Below are 15,592 nucleotides of genomic sequence, written 5' to 3' on the forward strand. Positions count from 1 at the left end.
ACCTGCCGGGCCTGTTCTAATTCGGTGCCCGGCGGACTGTATCGCGGTCCAGTTTTCTGAGCTTCGTAACCTGGTTGCTGCCTGGTATCGCTTGTGCGGCACGTCTTTGAGGCGGTGTTTGCAATAATAAAGATTCGAAGATGAGTTTTCTCGAGTTTGGGCGCCGGGGTCCCGTTCATTCTCACGACGAGCGAGTCCACCTCTACCGTCTTCCCGCGGACCTTTCGCTAGTATGTCGGGTGCCCGTGCGGCCCTGGGCCGGCCTACTGGGGTAGTCAGGCGGTCAGGGAGGCCATGCTGGTGGAAGGTACCGGCGCCCGCCGCCGCCACACGGATGGTCCGTGCTCTGCTTTATAGGCGTGACCAACAGCTTGTGCCCGCCGAGATTGGTGGTATTCACCAACCAAGCAGAGCTTGCAGTCAGCTTCGTCTGACTCCATTATCGGTTTCACGTGAAACGATCCTGTTCCTTTGGGCTTACACTTCATCCCAATTCGCTTTGATGTGCGCCCGCTCCTGCGGATCTTTGGGGCAGCGAGCGTTTCACGTGAAACACCGTGCGACTCCAACGACAGATAGCGCGGCGGTCGGTTATGCCACCTTTATCCGGTACTCGCCCTCATCCGCGTAGTCTCTTCTTGAGACACCGCCTGATGTAGAGCTGCATACATGTCGCTGATCGTGGCGGCCCTGTTGCTCAGCGTCTTGTATGGTGCTTGTGAGCGACTCCCCGACCTAGTCGCGTTCGTTCGTGGGTCGCCCCCTTCAGGAAGCTCCCCGGATTTCGTTTCACCTTCTCGGAGCTCATCGACAGTGTGGGTGTGCGGCTTCTCAGCAGCATGCCAGCCTACAGTGTCAGCCTTCCCGGCGACATTACACCATCGGTCGTGGCTGCTAATCACAGGTCCTGGTCAGCACTAGGAGGAATTCCAGGTTGTGATCACTGGTGCCTTGTTTCTGTTTTCAGCTGGCTCTTAGACTCACGTGGAGGGCCGTCCCAGGAAGTAGCGATGCGCTCCCCCGTCACTTCCTGGCCATCGGACGTGCGGTTCATTCTATAGCGGCTACTCGCGGGACTTTGTCGGGTGGCCATAGCCAATTGCCCCATCGGGTTTGGACAGTCGGACGGGAGGCAAATAGCGGGCTCGTTACCAGGGCTAGGGCCTCAGCGGCGGTTCACAGGGGGTCTTTTGCTTGTCCAACTTAGGCGGCAGCGCGGCGGATGGAGGCCCATCCGTTTACAGAAGGTACGACGCCCCCACATACCTTATTCGCTGCTAGGTGACTTCCTCGAACCATCTGCCGCTTGTGGTCCATTGTGGATAGCCGTGTGGATAAGTCTGTGAAAAAAACTCCCAGCCTATCCACAGCAGGCTTGTCCGGGTTCGCGGCTGTGTTGCCGCCCGGCCCACCTCCAGCCGCAGCTTGTGCCGGGGCGTACGGTTGCACCAGTACCTGTTTCACGTGAAACACGCGCAGGGGGTGTTGTCCGCCCTACCCGAACGCCGAATCAGACGACTTTTGTTTGTTTTCCCCCGATCTCGGTGGGCCCGGGCCGCTGTCGACCGGTGCGCGCTGGGGTCGATCCTGCGCCTCGCCCACGTTAGCCCTGCCTAGACTCCCCGCACCCGCGCCAGAGGGCGCCTCATAGGCGGGTGGGACCCCAAGCATGGCTGTGGATAAGTATGTGGACGCCGCCCGATCGCCCTGTGGATAACAATGTGGACAAAGTGGCCCGGTCCGGTGCCGGGACTGAACATCGGACTGCTGGGCGTGTCGAAGTAGCTATGGCGGAGCAGTGGCAGGTGTCTGACCAGACGGAGTACCGCTCTTGCTGCTTCGTTAGGTATCTGCCACGGCATGCTTTGCCGTAGTCAAACTAACGTCCCCTGCGCTCTCACAGTAGGGAGCGAAAGTAAGCGCATAGACCGAAAGTTGCGGCTGGGTCAGCAGGATCATCAACGGTGACGGGTGGGATGGCGCCTGGACTCTCCCGTCATGTCGCACACCACATCTAAAGGAGGCTTCGCAACTGTGCTGCCTCCGCATGGAGCGCTGGCCATGAAGAAAGGGCGCGGAACGTACCGCTATTGCGCCTTCAAGGATTGGAATTGTAACGTGCCGCATCAGCAACGCCGGTAGGCGGTTGGAGGAACATTTTCTAGACCGGCCGCCACGGCGCGGCATCTCCGTTGCGATGCCGCTGTACAAGGTGCTCTCATGCACGTGCAGCGGGCTTCGACGGCGACCAGTCTTGGACCGGCTGTTTCACGTGAAACGCTCCCGGCGCGGAGCCGCAGCATGCAGGCAATGCGCGTGAGCTCTCGCCTGTTTCCAGCAGGCGCTCGTGCTCGTAGTTGAGCAAACTTTCTCTGCTGGAACTACACAAATGCCGCTTCGCTCTCATTTGCGCCTTGCGCCGCATTAGGTCCTTCCCGATAGTGCAATGATTGGGGTCCGCGCTCCGTTGGACTAGCAGCCTTTGCGAATGTGTGGTGCTGCGGCTCCGTGTAGCGGTGGTGGGGGATAGATACGGAGGCGCGGGCTGCCGCCCGAAGGTACGTGGCCGACCCATCGCCGACAAAGAAGCTTGGTCGTCCATGGACCCTGCGGGGAGCGTGCCTCAACGCGCCAATGGGACGCAGGCTGGGCTCTTGATGAGTCACGCATAAGCGGACAGTGTGGGCGGTGGCGGTGTATCTGTCTACCGGCAAACATTCCTGGCGCCGGAAGGAATTCAAATTGACTCCCGGTCCATCCCGGGCATTTAGCAGTGCGGCGTATGCGGTACTGCCTACTCGGGTAGCCTTGTTTTCACGAGGAATATTTTTTAGTCGGGCATGCTCCGCGCTGGGGATCCCGGAGTCGGGTGCCGATTGCCGTGCAAGCACGGCAAAACGGGTTGAGGATCTTTCCGGGCGGGCATGCACCTACATGCAGACTGACTTTGAGGCACGTGCACTTAGGTTGTTGGCTCAGCCGGCGTAGATGAACCGCGTGAACGTCAGCCTGTTTCACGTGAAACACGAGCTGGCCGAAAGCTCCGGTATCGGGATCAATAATTGGGAAGTCCCGTGCGGGCAGGGGGGTCTGTGCGACGCGCAATGCAAAGTGCGGACCCGGCACTATCCAGGGCCTCGGACACTGTAGATGGTTCGCTCGCAGTCATTTCGATGCGTGATCTCAATCTTGTAAGCGCGCGCTGATGGGGAAGTCATGCAGCACGCACGTTCGACAGCCCTAGGCTCACGCCTGCCGGTTAAGAGTCAGCCCAGCCAATCCGCTATCGGAGTCCACAAACCCGGGAAAAGGGAGCGTCCACGCAGCAGCGCACCTGCGTAGCGCGCGTTTCACGTGAAACATGCGTCCCTTAACCATGAGCCTAAGAGAGGGACGCTCTGGAACAGGCGCACTTGGACAGCTACGACCCTATTGCGCGCATGAAGCAAAGAATGGCCATCGCCCGAGGGCAATGGCCATTCTTGCTGGTGCACCACTCCCGTGGTCACCAAAGGGTCAAGGACTCAGGACAAAACGTCCGCGAATTCCTTCTCAAAGAACTGTTTCGGCTTGGCACCAATAACCGTGCTCTTCACTTCGCCGCCCTGGAACAGGTAAACAGCGGGAATGGAGGTGATTCCGTATTCCGCAGCGATCGCCGGGTTGTCGTCAACATTAACCTTGACGACGTCCACCTTCTCGCTGTATTCCACGGAAATCTCGTCCAGGATGGGGCCAAGCTTGCGGCAGGGGCCGCACCATTCGGCCCAGAAATCCACGATGACAGGCTTGTCGGCGGACAGGACGTCGGTGCCGAAACTTGCGTCAGTTACATCTTTGGCGTTGCTCATAACCTTATCTTTCTCTTCGGATAGTAATGGGCAGACTATTCCGGCAGATCCGCCAGGTAGTGTTCGACGTCGATTGCCGCCACGCATCCTGAACCGGAGGCGGTGATGGCCTGGCGGTAGGTGGGGTCGACAACGTCACCGGCGGCGAATACGCCGGGAAGGCTGGTCCTGGAACTGCGCCCGTCCACGGCGATGGTGCCCTCCGGCGTCAACTCGAGGACGTTCTTGACGAGGTCGGTGCGCGGGTCATTGCCGATGGCAACGAAAACGCCGGTAACGGGCAGGTTAGACAGTGAACCGTCCAGCAGGTTCTTCAACCGCAGACCGGTCACTTTATCGGTTCCCAGGACATCATCCACGGTGCTGTTCCACACAAAGCTAATCTTCTCGTGGGCGAGTGCACGGTCCGCCATGATCTTGGAGGCCTTCAGTGCATCGCGCCGGTGAACAACCGTTACTGATTTCGCAAACTTGGTGAGGAACAAAGCCTCTTCCATTGCAGAATCCCCGCCCCCGATGACCGCGATGTCCTGGTCCTTGAAAAAGAAACCGTCACAGGTTGCACACCAGCTGACGCCGTGCCCGGACAAGCGCTTCTCGTTGGGCAAACCGAGTTCCCGGTAGGCCGAACCGGTGGAGAGGATGACTGCCTTCGCCCTAAAGGTCTCCCCCGTGGCGATGGTCACCGTCTTGACGGGACCGTCGAGTTCCAACGCGGTTACGTCTTCGAATTGGATCTCGGTTCCAAAACGGGCCGCCTGCTTCTCGAAGTTCTCCATCAGGTCCGGTCCCATAATGCCGTCGGGGAATCCGGGGTAGTTCTCCACATCGGTGGTGTTCATCAACTCGCCGCCGGCGGTCACTGACCCTGCCAGCAGCAGAGGCTTGAGGTTCGCCCTGGCTGTGTAGACGGCCGCCGTGTAGCCCGCCGGGCCTGAGCCCACAATGATGACGTCGCGAACGGCGGACGCCGTCTTTTCTTCGATGGTCACTGGACCGTGAACCTCTTCCTTGTTCGACTCGCCTCCTTGTGGAGGCCGGCCACATGGCACAACTGTGTCCGCCTGCTGAATATTCCGGCGCCCGGGCTAGGTGAATCACCGGGCAAGACAGAGAACCAGCTGTCGCAGGGCGCCTTTTCCAGACTACATTCCCCGCTGCGGCTGCCTGGATGGCAGCGGAAATATCCGCAATGGTGCGGGTTCCCTACTGGACTTTGATTTCAGCCAGCCGAACGCCATAGCCGTAGCGGGTCTTGGGCGCCGCCAGCTTGGGGAGTGAGTTGATGGAAACAATGACGTACTGCGCCTGCACCGGCTCCGGGAGGGGCATGTTCAGGTCCGTGGACGTGAAGCTGGTGGTTCCCACTGTCTTGGCTCCGTCCATTGAAGGCCGGTCATTCGTGTAGACGGTGATATTGCCACCCGATCCCCCGAGCTGGGAGAGGGTGATGGAAGAGATAGTGGCCTTGCTCTTGAGCTTCACCACGAGGGGAACACCCTGCGGGGCCAGACCACCCCAGTTTTCGGTGGCGAATTCCATGTCAGACCAGTAGCTGGCGGCGTTGCCGTCGTAGGCCTTGATGAGGTCTCGATCGAAGGTGGCGGCAAAGTCGAAGTTCCCCTGCCGGCTGACGCTCTCGATGGCTGGCGGAACAACCGGCGGCGCCGACGGAGATGCCTCTGTTGCGGGCGCGGAGGCCTGGGCGTTGGTGGTTACCGGCGCGGCCGTCGGCTTGGCCTGGGGTTCGGAGGTAAAGAGACTGCCCAGGTTGGTGACGGCGAAGATCAGGCCGGCGATCAGCACTACGGCCAGGAGACCGCCAACCAACCAGCGCATGGAACGGGGCTGGTTTTCGGACTCATCGCGGTCATCGTCGTAGTCCTCACGGTCAGCGAACGAAACACCGGCAGCAGCGGGTGCTGCCGCACGGGCAAAGAGGGCAGACTTGCTTTTGGCCTGACGCTCTTCCTGCGCAGCTTCCTCAGTATCCTCATACTGATCCTGTTCCCGTGTCTGCGTGTAGTCGTCATCGGACCACAGGGAAACCTTCGGCTTGCGTTCCTCGGTGGACGGTTGGACCTGCGGCTGGGAGCTGCTCGCAGCAGCCATATCGTTCGGGCCTGTATCTGCCTCTGCAGAGCCAGCGCGTCCGGACGGAGCTGGAGCAGTATGGGTCACAGGCTGCGCGGCGGTGGCATCAGGGTCGATCCGGGAGGCGCCGCCCCCCGGCCTCGAAGCAGCTGCACCAGCGGCGGCAGCTGGGCCAGCGCCGGCAGCGGTTGCGCCGGTGCGGCCGGGCGAAGCGGGCTGCTGGGCAGCAGGACGGACAGAAGGCCGGGGCGGTACGGCCGGAGCCGAACGGTAAGGATCAACCTGGCTGGGGTGCGAATCGGCGTAGTTGATATATCCGGCATCGACGTGGTCTTCCTCGTCGTACGGCTCGGGCTCGTGCGAGCGGGGCTGGCCAAAGATTTCACTGCCCAGCGTGTCCGTGAAGAATGGCTCCACGTAGGGTGGGTTGGAGGCTACTGCCAGGTCCAGCAGGTCGGCGGCTGAAGTGTGGTTGGTAATCAGGTAGGTGGCATCCTCGGTGACGCCAAGGTCCAGGACCTGCACGGTGCCGGGACGTTCGCCGGTGGCGACTTCGCGGGCACTCTGGGCAACCTGTTCGGTGTTCTCCGGCCCGGCAACGAGGATACTGACGGGGCGGTTGAGGACCTGGTCCACACCGTCCAGCACCAGATCGTGGTCGTGCGAGGCCAACACTGTGGCGGTGACCTTGTAGCGGCCGCCCAGTACTGATCCGACATCGATCGGGTTGGACACGTGTTCCTCCTAGACTGTCCGGGATTGCCGGTCTGATGACGCAACCGCCGTTCGGGTGCCGCGCGCGGCAAACCCTGAATGCAACTACCCCTGTATCTGTTCGATCCTAGCCGATCCGCCCTGAACGGCTGTGGAGAAGACATGCGCCAGACCGGATGCGACTCACTTTTTCCGCTTGCGCCGGGTCTTGAAATACGGGTTCTCGCCGGCCTTCCCCTGGTAGGTACGGCGGCCGGGAAGCGGGATCTGTTCGTTCAGCAGGCCCCCGCGCGCTGTGCCCGGCTGGTCCTCACCCGGCAGGTACGCGCCGTCAGCTTCCTGCCTGGTGCCGGCGTCGTACGTGTCCTGACGGGGCGTCCCGCGCTCCGGATCCGGGCCGGCACGGAAGGAGACGGCGTCGAACTCGCCGGAGATCCGGGGGATCAGGCCGGTGTCAACGGACGTAGTGGCACGCTCGGGACGGTGTCCCGGCTCCACGTCGGACCCGTCAGCGGGAGAGGACGACGGCGTGTCCCCGGCTTCAGGAGCAGCGGCCCGGCTTCCGCGGCCAAACCTGCCCAGCAGCGGCCGGAGCATGTCGCCCAGCTCAGAGACCCGGAACAGCCGGAGCAGGAAGAAGTAGACCACCAGCATGACTGGCCCCACCACAACGAGGGTCACCAGTGCCTGAAGGCGCCCGCTCCACGCGAAACCGTCCGGGTTGTAGCTGCCCATGAGCCACAGGGCGCCTGCGCCGGCGACCGCCGAACCCAGGGCCGCGTAGCCCATGCGGATGTAGGAGTTCGCGATCCTCGGGCCATCCAGATGGCCCAGCATGCGCCGCAGGAAGAACGCACTGATGACCACCGAGAGGATGTTGCCCACCATGTAAAGGACCGCGATGGCGTAGATGATCTGACCCACCGGCAGGAACTGGATGGCAAACGCGCCTGCCACGTACACCACGGCCAGCAGCAGCTGAACATAAAACGGTGTGCGGGCGTCTTCGTTGGCGTAGAACACCCGGGACATCATGAAGTTGGCGCTCATGAACGGGGTACTAAGGGCAAGGATGGTCAGCGTCTGGGCCAGCATCACGCCGTCCTGGCGATCGCCGCCCGAGAAGAACATGCCCAGCGGCCCGGCGAGGGCGAAGAGCGCCAGGGCCCCGAACACCGTGGCGACGGCCATGGTTCGCAGGCCGTGCGAGAGAGCGTCGCGCAGTTCGGCCCGGTTGCCGTCCTGGGACGCCCGGGTCATCCGGTTGAACAGGACCGTGGCCAGGGACAGGGCAATGATGGAGTGCGGCAGCAGGTACAGCTGGCTGGCCACCTCAAGGACCGCGTTGCCCGGCAGCATATCCGCTGCGGGGTCGCCCGCCTGCTGCAGCCGGATACGTTCGGCTCCGGGAATGGTGGCTATGCGCATAACGTACAGGAAGGCGAGCTGCCCGACGGCGGCCGTCAGCAGCGTCCATACGCTTAGCCTGGCTGCATGGCCGAGTCCCACGCCCCGCCAGCCGAACCGTGGACGGAGTCCAAGCCTGAGCCGGAAGACCGGAACCATCAGGATGGCGGTCTGGGACAACACACCGATGGTGGAGAACCCGGCCACCAGGAGCGTTTGGGTGGGCCCCCAGTTGTCGAGCGTGTGAGGGCTCAGCTCGTTGGTGCCAAAGATCCAAATGAACATGCCGAGGCCGGCAATGGCAACAACGTTGTTAAGGATCGGCGCCCACATGGCCGGCCCAAACGCGCCGTTGGCGTTCAGGACCTGGGTGAGCAGGGCATAGAGGCCGTAGAAGAAGATCTGCGGCAGGCACCAGAACGCGAAGGTGACCGCAAGGGCTTTCTGCTGCGGCGAGTAACCCTGCGTGGTCAACTCGATCACACCCGGCGCTGCCAGGGTGACCAGCGCCGTCAGGCCGAGCAGGAGCAGGACCGCCAGCGTCAGCAGCCGGCTGATGTAGTCCGCTCCCCTGTCCGGGGCCTTGCTGGCCTTAATGATCTGAGGGACCAGGACGGCGTTGAACACGCCACCGGCCACCAGGAGGAAGATCAGGTTGGGCAGGTTGTTGGCGTTGATGAACGTGTCATTGACCGTCGAGCCCAGGCCCAGGGCGGTGCCGAGCATCCAGGTCTTGCCGAAGCCCAGGAAACGCGACACGAGGGTGCCGGCGGCCATGATGGCGCTGGAACGGGTCTCACTGGCGGCCGCTGCTGTGGGCTGGGCAATGTCCGGAGCCGCGGGCTCCGGGGGCACGCCGTCGGGTGCCGCGTCATCGGGCCGGCCGGACCGGTCGGAAGGAAAGTTGGTAGCTGACATCGACTTCATCGTCTCACCCGGCGGCGCTTAACACCGCAACGGCGACGGCGGAGTCCGGGCTTAAAGGTGTCCGGGCAGGACCTCGCGGGCGAGGTCGGCGATGCGTCGTTCGTTGGGGAACGACAGCTTCCGGGCCAGCTCCTGGATGGGCACCCACGCCACGTCCACGGCTTCCTGGTCGGGATCGTTCTCGATGGTGAGTTCGCCGCCTGTGGCGCGCAGGAGATAGTGGTGCACGGTCTTGTGGACCCGGTGGCCGCTGACCGTGAACCAGTAGTCAATGCTGCCAAGCGGCGCCAGGATAGTGCCCTCGATGCCGGTTTCCTCGGCAATTTCCCTGACCGCGGCCTCTTCGTTGTTTTCCTTGCCCTCCGGGTGGCCCTTGGGCAGGCACCACTCGAGGCGTCCGCCCCGATTAAGGCGGGCGATGATCGCAACCCTCAATTCGGCGTCGGACGTATCCACCACAACGCCGCCGGCCGAGACTTCCTCAACCGTGGGCAGCGATGCCGGTGCCGATTGCTGGACAGGGGCAACGTGCGCCCCGATTGCCGACGGCAATGGTGCGTTTGTCCTCCTGCCGGGAGCGCTCGGTACTGGATGGGCCATGGAGTCCACTCTAACGACTGTTGCCCTCCGGTGATGACCGGAACATGACACCAACATGGACGGGATATGACGCACTTAACGGCGGGAAACGTCAATCAGCACGGATCGTGACGCTTTTTTGGACTGCCGCGGCGCCGGTTTCTGCCAAGCTTAATGAACTATGTCGCACGCACATCACAAGATTGATTCCCACACTGTCGACTTCAAGGTGGCCCCGGTGGTCCTGGAGCTCGGACAGCGCTTCGTGGACGCCGGCCACGAGCTGTCCCTGGTGGGCGGTCCGGTGCGCGACCTGTTCCTTGGCCGGACCTCCCCCGACCTTGACTTCACCACTGACGCCACCCCGGACCAGACGGTGGCGCTGATCAAGAAGTGGGCGGACAACTTCTGGGAAATCGGCCGGGCCTTCGGCACCATCGGCATGCGCAAGGCAGGCTTCCAGATCGAGATCACCACATACCGGGCCGAGGCGTACGATCCCGATTCCCGCAAGCCCGTGGTGGCGTTCGGCTCTTCCCTGACCGATGACCTGCTGCGCCGCGACTTCACCATCAACGCCATGGCACTGAAACTGCCCTCCATGGAGCTGGTGGATCCCTTCGGCGGCGTCCGCGACCTCCACGCCTCCGTGCTGGCCACGCCCGGCGCTCCGGAAGCGTCCTTCTCGGATGACCCGCTGCGGATGATGCGCGCCGCCCGGTTTGCTGCGCAGCTGGGTGTCTCGGTCTCCGACGACGTGCGGGACGCGATGACGGGCATGGCGGACCGGATCAAGATCATCTCCGCCGAGCGGGTGCGGGACGAACTGGTCAAACTGATCTGTGGGTCCCGCCCCCGGGTGGGCATCGACCTGCTGGTGGACACGGGGCTGGCCGAGCACGTGCTGCCCGAAGTCTCCGCCCTGCGGCTGGAATCCGACGAGCACCACCGGCACAAGGACGTCTACCAGCACTCCCTCCAGGTCCTGGAGCAGGCCGCCGAGCTTGAAACCGACGCGGAGGGCCCCGTGCCCGGCCCGGACTTTGTGCTGCGCTTCGCAGCATTAATGCACGACGTCGGGAAGCCGGCTACGCGCCGCTTCGAACCGGGCGGCGCGGTGAGCTTCCGGCACCACGACATGGTGGGTGCCAAACTCACCACCAAGAGGATGAAAGCGCTACGGTTCGACAATGACACCACCAAGGCCGTTGCACGCCTGGTGGAGCTCCATATGCGCTTCTATGGCTATGGCGACGCCGGCTGGAGCGACTCGGCCGTTCGCCGCTATGTGACGGATGCCGGTCCCCTGCTGGAGCGGCTGCACCGCCTTACCCGCTCCGACGTCACCACCCGGAACCAGCGCAAGGCCGAGCGCCTGGCCTTCGCCTACGACGACCTCGAGTCCCGCATCGCCGCACTCCGCGAACAGGAGTCCCTGGAGGCAGTGCGCCCGGACCTCGACGGAGCCAGGATCATGGCGCTGCTGGGACTCAAGCCTGGGCCTGTGGTGGGCCGCGCCTACAAGTTCCTCCTGAATGAACGGATGGAACACGGACCGTTGCCCGCCGGGGAAGCTGAGGCGCGCCTGCTCCGCTGGTGGGCGGAACAGCCTGAATCTGCGTCCGCCGAACCTGGCGCTGAAGCCTCTCCCGCCGCCGTCGAACCTTCACCCGTTGAGGAGTCCAAGTGACCAACCCCGCCTTTGCCCCGCGCCCCCAACTCTGGATCCTCCGCCACGGCGAAACCGAATGGTCCAAGAGCGGACAGTACACGGGCCTTACCGACCTCCCCCTGACGGTGGAAGGCGAGCAGCAGGCCGTGGAGGCCCGCAAGGTGCTGGACGGCGTCGACTTCGACCTGGTGCTCACCTCCCCGTTGCGGCGGGCACGGCGGACGGCCGAACTCGCCGGCTTCCCCGATGCCCGGCACGAACCGCTCGCCGTCGAATGGAACTACGGGGACTATGAGGGCATCAGTTCGGACCTGATCCGCAAGGACAATCCCGACTACCTGATCTGGACGCACGGCGTGCCCAACGGCGAAACGCTCGATGAGGTTGCTGCGAGGGCGGACAAGATCATCGGCCGGATCCTGGAATCAGGGATGGATAACGTGCTGATCGTGGCGCACGGACACTTCTCCCGCATCCTTACAGCGCGCTGGCTGGAATTGCCGCCCACGGAAGGCCGGCACTTTGTCCTGGGCACGGCCAAGGTCTGCACCCTTGGATGGGATAAAAAGACGCCCGCCATTGTCCGGTGGGGCCTTTAAATCCCTCTTATTACAAAACTTTCTTCTTTTCCCCGCAAATTGCTGGTCTTCCGCAGATTCCTGCGGTACCTTTATTCCTGACCCCGCGGCGATCTGCCCGGGTCAAGGACCGCATTGCAAACCACGCAGCGGACAGCGGAAAAGGAGGTTGGGATAATGATGACTTTGACTGGCGAATGGAATGCCTCCATCAATGCGTTCCCGGCCTTTGCTGATGATGCACGCGTGGCTTCGGTCAACTCCGGTTCCTGGCGGCCTGCCGCCTTCCCGGGCCTGCTGCGACGCCGCTAACCCGCACCAGCTTCCCCGGAACGGATGCCACCACCGCTGATGCCGGGCTTCCGTCCAGGCCGTAACGCCGTGCTTCCTTGCTGACTTCCCCGGAACTGCTCCTGCCATAGCCCCCGTTTCGCAGCCCAATAGTCCTGCATTCGCCAGGGCACCGGGACCGGTTTCCCGGAACTTCGGCCGTGGCTCCATGGACGTCCGCATTCAATTGTGCTTTTCGCAATTTGCCCTAATTCCCCTTTGGAATTCTTCGCGCCCTGAATTGCCCTGCTTTTGCGCGCCGAAAGGCGGCGCTTATTTGCCATGCACTTTTTAGTGCCTTACTACCGAAGAAAGGAGGTGGCTCCCTTTGATGCAAAAACTCAGGGCACTCCTGTCCCGCCCCCTGCAGCGCCGCAGTTCCATCAACAGCGCCCTGCTGGAGCAGCACCGGAACGACGTTTTCCTGGTTATGCACCAGCAGCTGGGCGGGCTGCGCTGACGGCCGGCCCCGATCCGGCGGGACGGGGCCGGCTGTAAGCTCGATGCCATGCACGAGACCCGAGCGCCGGACGGTGGACGACGGTATCGAATCGTGGTGCCCAGCCGCAGCGATGCCCTGCTGCGGAATTTCACCGAGGTGGTTGGCGGCCCGCTGGGGACCAGGGCAGATCCCGGCGTGGCCTCCCCCGGCATCTATTCCGTGGAGCGGGTGCTCATCCTCCTCACGACGCTGGCAGCCCTGGTGGGGATCCTGCTGAAGGGCTATTGCAGGGTCAACGGCTGGGAGACACCCACGCAGTTCTATGCAACCTGCTACTCGGATTTCCCTGAACTGTTCCGGAACCGCGGCATGGCGGCGGGGATCTTTCCCATCGTGGGCAGCGGCAGCCAGTTCGAATACCCGGTGCTCATCGGGCTGATCGCGGGTATGACGGCCTGGCTGGTGCCGGGCGGTGATCCCAGCGCCCGGGCGCTGGCCTATTTCGACATCAACGCCGTGCTGCTCGCGGCGGTGGCCATGGTCACCGTGCTGGTGATTGCGCGCATGCCCGGCCGCCGCCCCTGGGATGCCGCCATGGTGGCGGTGGCCCCGGGGATCGTGCTCGCCGGAACCATCAACTGGGATCTTTGGGCGGCGTGCCTCCTTGCAGCGGGCATGTACTTTTTCGCCCGGCAGCGGCTTGTTCCTGCCGGGGTCCTGATCGGCCTCGCCACTGCTGTCAAGCTGTATCCGTTGCTGGTGTTGGGCGCCATTCTGCTGCTTGCCGTGCGCACGGGAAGATGGCGCCCGCTGCTGGTGACCGTCGGCAGCGCGGCCGCCACCTGGCTGGTGGTCAACGTGCCGTTCGCGGCCGCCAACCCCTCCGGGTGGGCCTACTTTTTCCAGTACAGCGCCGACCGGGGTGCCGGGTACAGTTCAGCCTGGTTCGCCTACAACCTGGTGGCGGACCGGCTGGGCTGGTCGGGGCTGAGCGCCGAAGCCGTCAGCGTCCTGTCCGCCGTGTTGTTCGTCCTGGCCTGTGCAGGCATCGCCATCGTTGCCTTGACGGCCCGCCGCCGCCCCCGCCTGGCGCAACTCGCCTTCCTGATCGTCGCGGCGTTCATCCTCACCAGCAAGGTCTATTCGCCCCAGTACGTGGTGTGGCTCATTCCGCTGCTCGCGCTGGCCAGGCCGCGGTGGCGCGACTTCCTGGTCTGGCAGGGCATCGAAGGCCTGCATTGGGCCGCGATCTGGATGTACCTTGGACAGGTGACCAGCGCAGGTTCCTCCCAGCACAACCTGGACATGCCGTACTACGTCCTGGCGGTGGCTGCGCACATGGTTGCGGTGGCGTACCTGATGACACGCGTCGTCAGGGATATTTACGACCCCTCGTACGATCCCATCCGCCGCCACCACCTGGATGATCCGCACGGCGGCCCCTTTGCCAACGCACCGGACCGGATCCGGCTGGAGCCAATGCGGCCGGCGGCTTCGCTCCGCACTTCGAAAGCGCGGTCCCATGCCTGACGTCGTGGTAGTCGGCTCCGGCCCCAACGGACTTGCCGCGGCAGCGGTCATGGCCCGGGCAGGGCTGTCAGTGGAGGTCTTCGAGGCAGCAACAAAGATTGGCGGCGGAACGCGGACCACCGAGCTGATGCAGCCCGGACACTTCCATGATGTCTGTTCAGCGGTGCACCCAATGGCCTTGGCGTCACCTTTCTTCCGGGCCTTCGAGCTGCCCCGCAGGGTGGACCTTGTCACCCCTGAGGTGTCCTTCGGGTCACCACTGGAAGGCGGCCGGGCTGCCTTGGCCTACAAGTCGATGGACAGGACGGTTGCGGAACTGGGCCGGGACGGCCACGCGTACAGACGGCTCATGGAACCGCTGGTCCGCCACATTGACGACGTCATGGACTTCACCCAAAACCAGCTCCTCCGGATTCCCCGGAATCCCCTGATGGCCGGCGTTTACGGACTGCGGACCCTGGAACAGGGGACCGGACTATGGAATCTCAGGTTCCGCGAGGAACTGGCACCGGCCCTCCTCAGTGGAGTGGCCGCCCACGCCATCTCCCATTTGCCCTCCCTCGCAGCCGCCGGGGCCGGGCTGATGCTCGGAGCCCTGGGGCATGCCGGCGGGTGGCCCATCCCCCGGGGCGGTTCCGCTTCCATCGCGGCAGCACTCGCGGACGACATCCGCGCCCACGGAGGCGTCATCCACACCGGGACCCCGATAGACCGGCTGGAACAGCTTCCCGCCACCCGCGCCACCTTGCTGGACGTGGCACCCCGGGGGCTGCTGGACATGGCAGGGGAATCCCTTCCCGGCCGCTACCGGCGCGCCCTGGAGCGTTTCCGCTACGGCAACGGCTCGTGCAAGGTGGACTTCATCCTGTCCGGGCCCGTGCCGTGGCAGGCCGGCGGACTTTCCGACGCCGGCACGGTGCACGTGGGAGGCACGCGGGCCGAACTGGCGCGCTCGGAGAACGAGGTCAGCGCCGGACGCCACCCCGAACTGCCGTATGTGCTCGTTGCGCAGCCCTCCCGTTTCGACCCCAGCCGCGCCCCTGAAGGCCGGCACACACTGTGGACGTACTGCCATGTACCCTCCGGTTCAACGAAGGACATGACCAGCCAGGTGGTGGCGCAGCTGGAACGGTTCGCGCCTGGCTTCCGCGACCTGGTGGTGGAATCGCACGCCATCACCGCAGCGGAGCTGGCTGACTACAACCGCAACTACATCGGGGGTGATTTCAGCGCCGGCATTATGGATGTACGGGGGCTTGTCCAAAAACCCGTTGTGTCCCCGGTCCCGTGGCGGTCGCCGTTGCTGGGTGTCTACCTTTGTTCGTCCTCCACACCGCCCGGCCCCGGGGTGACGGGCATGCCCGGGATGCACGCGGCAAAGTACGCCTTGAAGGACGTCTTCAAACTGCCGGTGCCGGACCTGGGGCTCTCATAAGCCTTCGCCGCCGGTTAGGACTGAAGGCAGGGT

At 63.7% G+C, this 15,592-nt stretch carries 11 protein-coding genes; 6 read left to right on the plus strand and 5 right to left on the minus strand.

Annotated features, from left to right (window positions below; all coding sequences use genetic code 11):
• Positions 1–3,524: 3,524 nt before the first annotated feature.
• From trxA to QFZ57_RS05030, 5 genes are all read right to left on the minus strand, one after another.
• Positions 3,525–3,851, minus strand: a complete 327-nt coding sequence (gene trxA, locus QFZ57_RS05010; RefSeq protein ID WP_306629342.1) for a thioredoxin — start codon at positions 3,849–3,851, stop codon at positions 3,525–3,527.
• 35 nt (positions 3,852–3,886) lie between these two features.
• Positions 3,887–4,843 carry a thioredoxin-disulfide reductase gene (gene trxB, locus QFZ57_RS05015; protein ID WP_306898458.1) on the minus strand — a complete coding sequence of 319 codons (957 nt, stop codon included), beginning with the start codon at positions 4,841–4,843 and terminating at the stop codon, positions 3,887–3,889.
• 214 nt (positions 4,844–5,057) lie between these two features.
• Positions 5,058–6,680: an ABC transporter substrate-binding protein gene (locus QFZ57_RS05020; RefSeq protein WP_306898460.1), complete on the minus strand. Its 1,623-nt coding sequence runs from the start codon at positions 6,678–6,680 to the stop codon at positions 5,058–5,060.
• A gap of 162 nt (positions 6,681–6,842) precedes the next feature.
• Complete coding sequence (murJ, locus tag QFZ57_RS05025; protein ID WP_306898461.1) at positions 6,843–8,984, minus strand: murein biosynthesis integral membrane protein MurJ; 2,142 nt, start codon at positions 8,982–8,984, stop codon at positions 6,843–6,845.
• A gap of 60 nt (positions 8,985–9,044) precedes the next feature.
• Complete coding sequence (locus QFZ57_RS05030) at positions 9,045–9,545, minus strand: NUDIX hydrolase (protein ID WP_306632433.1); 501 nt, start codon at positions 9,543–9,545, stop codon at positions 9,045–9,047.
• A 208-nt stretch (positions 9,546–9,753) separates the two neighbouring features.
• On the opposite strand from QFZ57_RS05030, the gene QFZ57_RS05035 reads away from it, so the two are divergent.
• The 6 genes from QFZ57_RS05035 (at position 9,754) to QFZ57_RS05060 (ending at position 15,559) form a co-directional block, all read left to right on the plus strand.
• A complete protein-coding gene (locus tag QFZ57_RS05035) occupies positions 9,754–11,262 on the plus strand; it encodes a CCA tRNA nucleotidyltransferase (RefSeq protein ID WP_306629346.1) in 1,509 nt (502 codons plus the stop codon).
• Entirely contained in the window at positions 11,259–11,843 is a 585-nt protein-coding gene (locus QFZ57_RS05040; protein ID WP_306629347.1) for a histidine phosphatase family protein, read from the plus strand. The genes QFZ57_RS05035 and QFZ57_RS05040 overlap by 4 nt, the downstream gene beginning before the upstream one ends.
• A 156-nt stretch (positions 11,844–11,999) precedes the next feature.
• The gene (locus QFZ57_RS05045; protein WP_306898463.1) at positions 12,000–12,134 is read left to right on the plus strand and encodes a hypothetical protein; all 135 of its coding nucleotides are present in this window, start codon (positions 12,000–12,002) and stop codon (positions 12,132–12,134) included.
• Between the two features lie 349 nt (positions 12,135–12,483).
• Positions 12,484–12,612, plus strand: a complete 129-nt coding sequence (locus tag QFZ57_RS05050) for a hypothetical protein (RefSeq protein ID WP_306629348.1) — start codon at positions 12,484–12,486, stop codon at positions 12,610–12,612.
• Positions 12,613–12,660: 48 nt separating this feature from the next.
• Positions 12,661–14,124, plus strand: coding sequence for a glycosyltransferase family 87 protein (locus QFZ57_RS05055; protein WP_306898465.1), 1,464 nt, complete (start codon positions 12,661–12,663; stop codon positions 14,122–14,124).
• On the plus strand, positions 14,117–15,559 hold the full coding sequence (locus tag QFZ57_RS05060; protein WP_306898468.1) for a phytoene desaturase family protein: 1,443 nt from the start codon (positions 14,117–14,119) through the stop codon (positions 15,557–15,559). Before QFZ57_RS05055 ends, QFZ57_RS05060 begins: the two co-directional genes overlap by 8 nt.
• The last annotated feature ends 33 nt before the right edge of the window (positions 15,560–15,592 follow it).

The sequence above is a fragment of the Arthrobacter sp. B1I2 genome, assembly GCF_030816485.1.
In the GTDB taxonomy this organism is placed as follows: domain Bacteria; phylum Actinomycetota; class Actinomycetes; order Actinomycetales; family Micrococcaceae; genus Arthrobacter.

Excerpts from the sequence above, each read along its gene's own strand:
- QFZ57_RS05055 (WP_306898465.1), top strand. The coding sequence starts at position 12,661 with ATGCACGAGACCCGAGCGCCGGACGGTGGACGACGGTATCGAATCGTG.
- QFZ57_RS05050 (WP_306629348.1), top strand. The coding sequence starts at position 12,484 with ATGCAAAAACTCAGGGCACTCCTGTCCCGCCCCCTGCAGCGCCGCAGT.
- murJ (WP_306898461.1), bottom strand. The coding sequence starts at position 8,984 with ATGTCAGCTACCAACTTTCCTTCCGACCGGTCCGGCCGGCCCGATGAC.
- trxA (WP_306629342.1), bottom strand. The coding sequence starts at position 3,851 with ATGAGCAACGCCAAAGATGTAACTGACGCAAGTTTCGGCACCGACGTC.
- QFZ57_RS05060 (WP_306898468.1), top strand. The coding sequence starts at position 14,117 with ATGCCTGACGTCGTGGTAGTCGGCTCCGGCCCCAACGGACTTGCCGCG.
- QFZ57_RS05045 (WP_306898463.1), top strand. The coding sequence starts at position 12,000 with ATGATGACTTTGACTGGCGAATGGAATGCCTCCATCAATGCGTTCCCG.
- QFZ57_RS05035 (WP_306629346.1), top strand. The coding sequence starts at position 9,754 with ATGTCGCACGCACATCACAAGATTGATTCCCACACTGTCGACTTCAAG.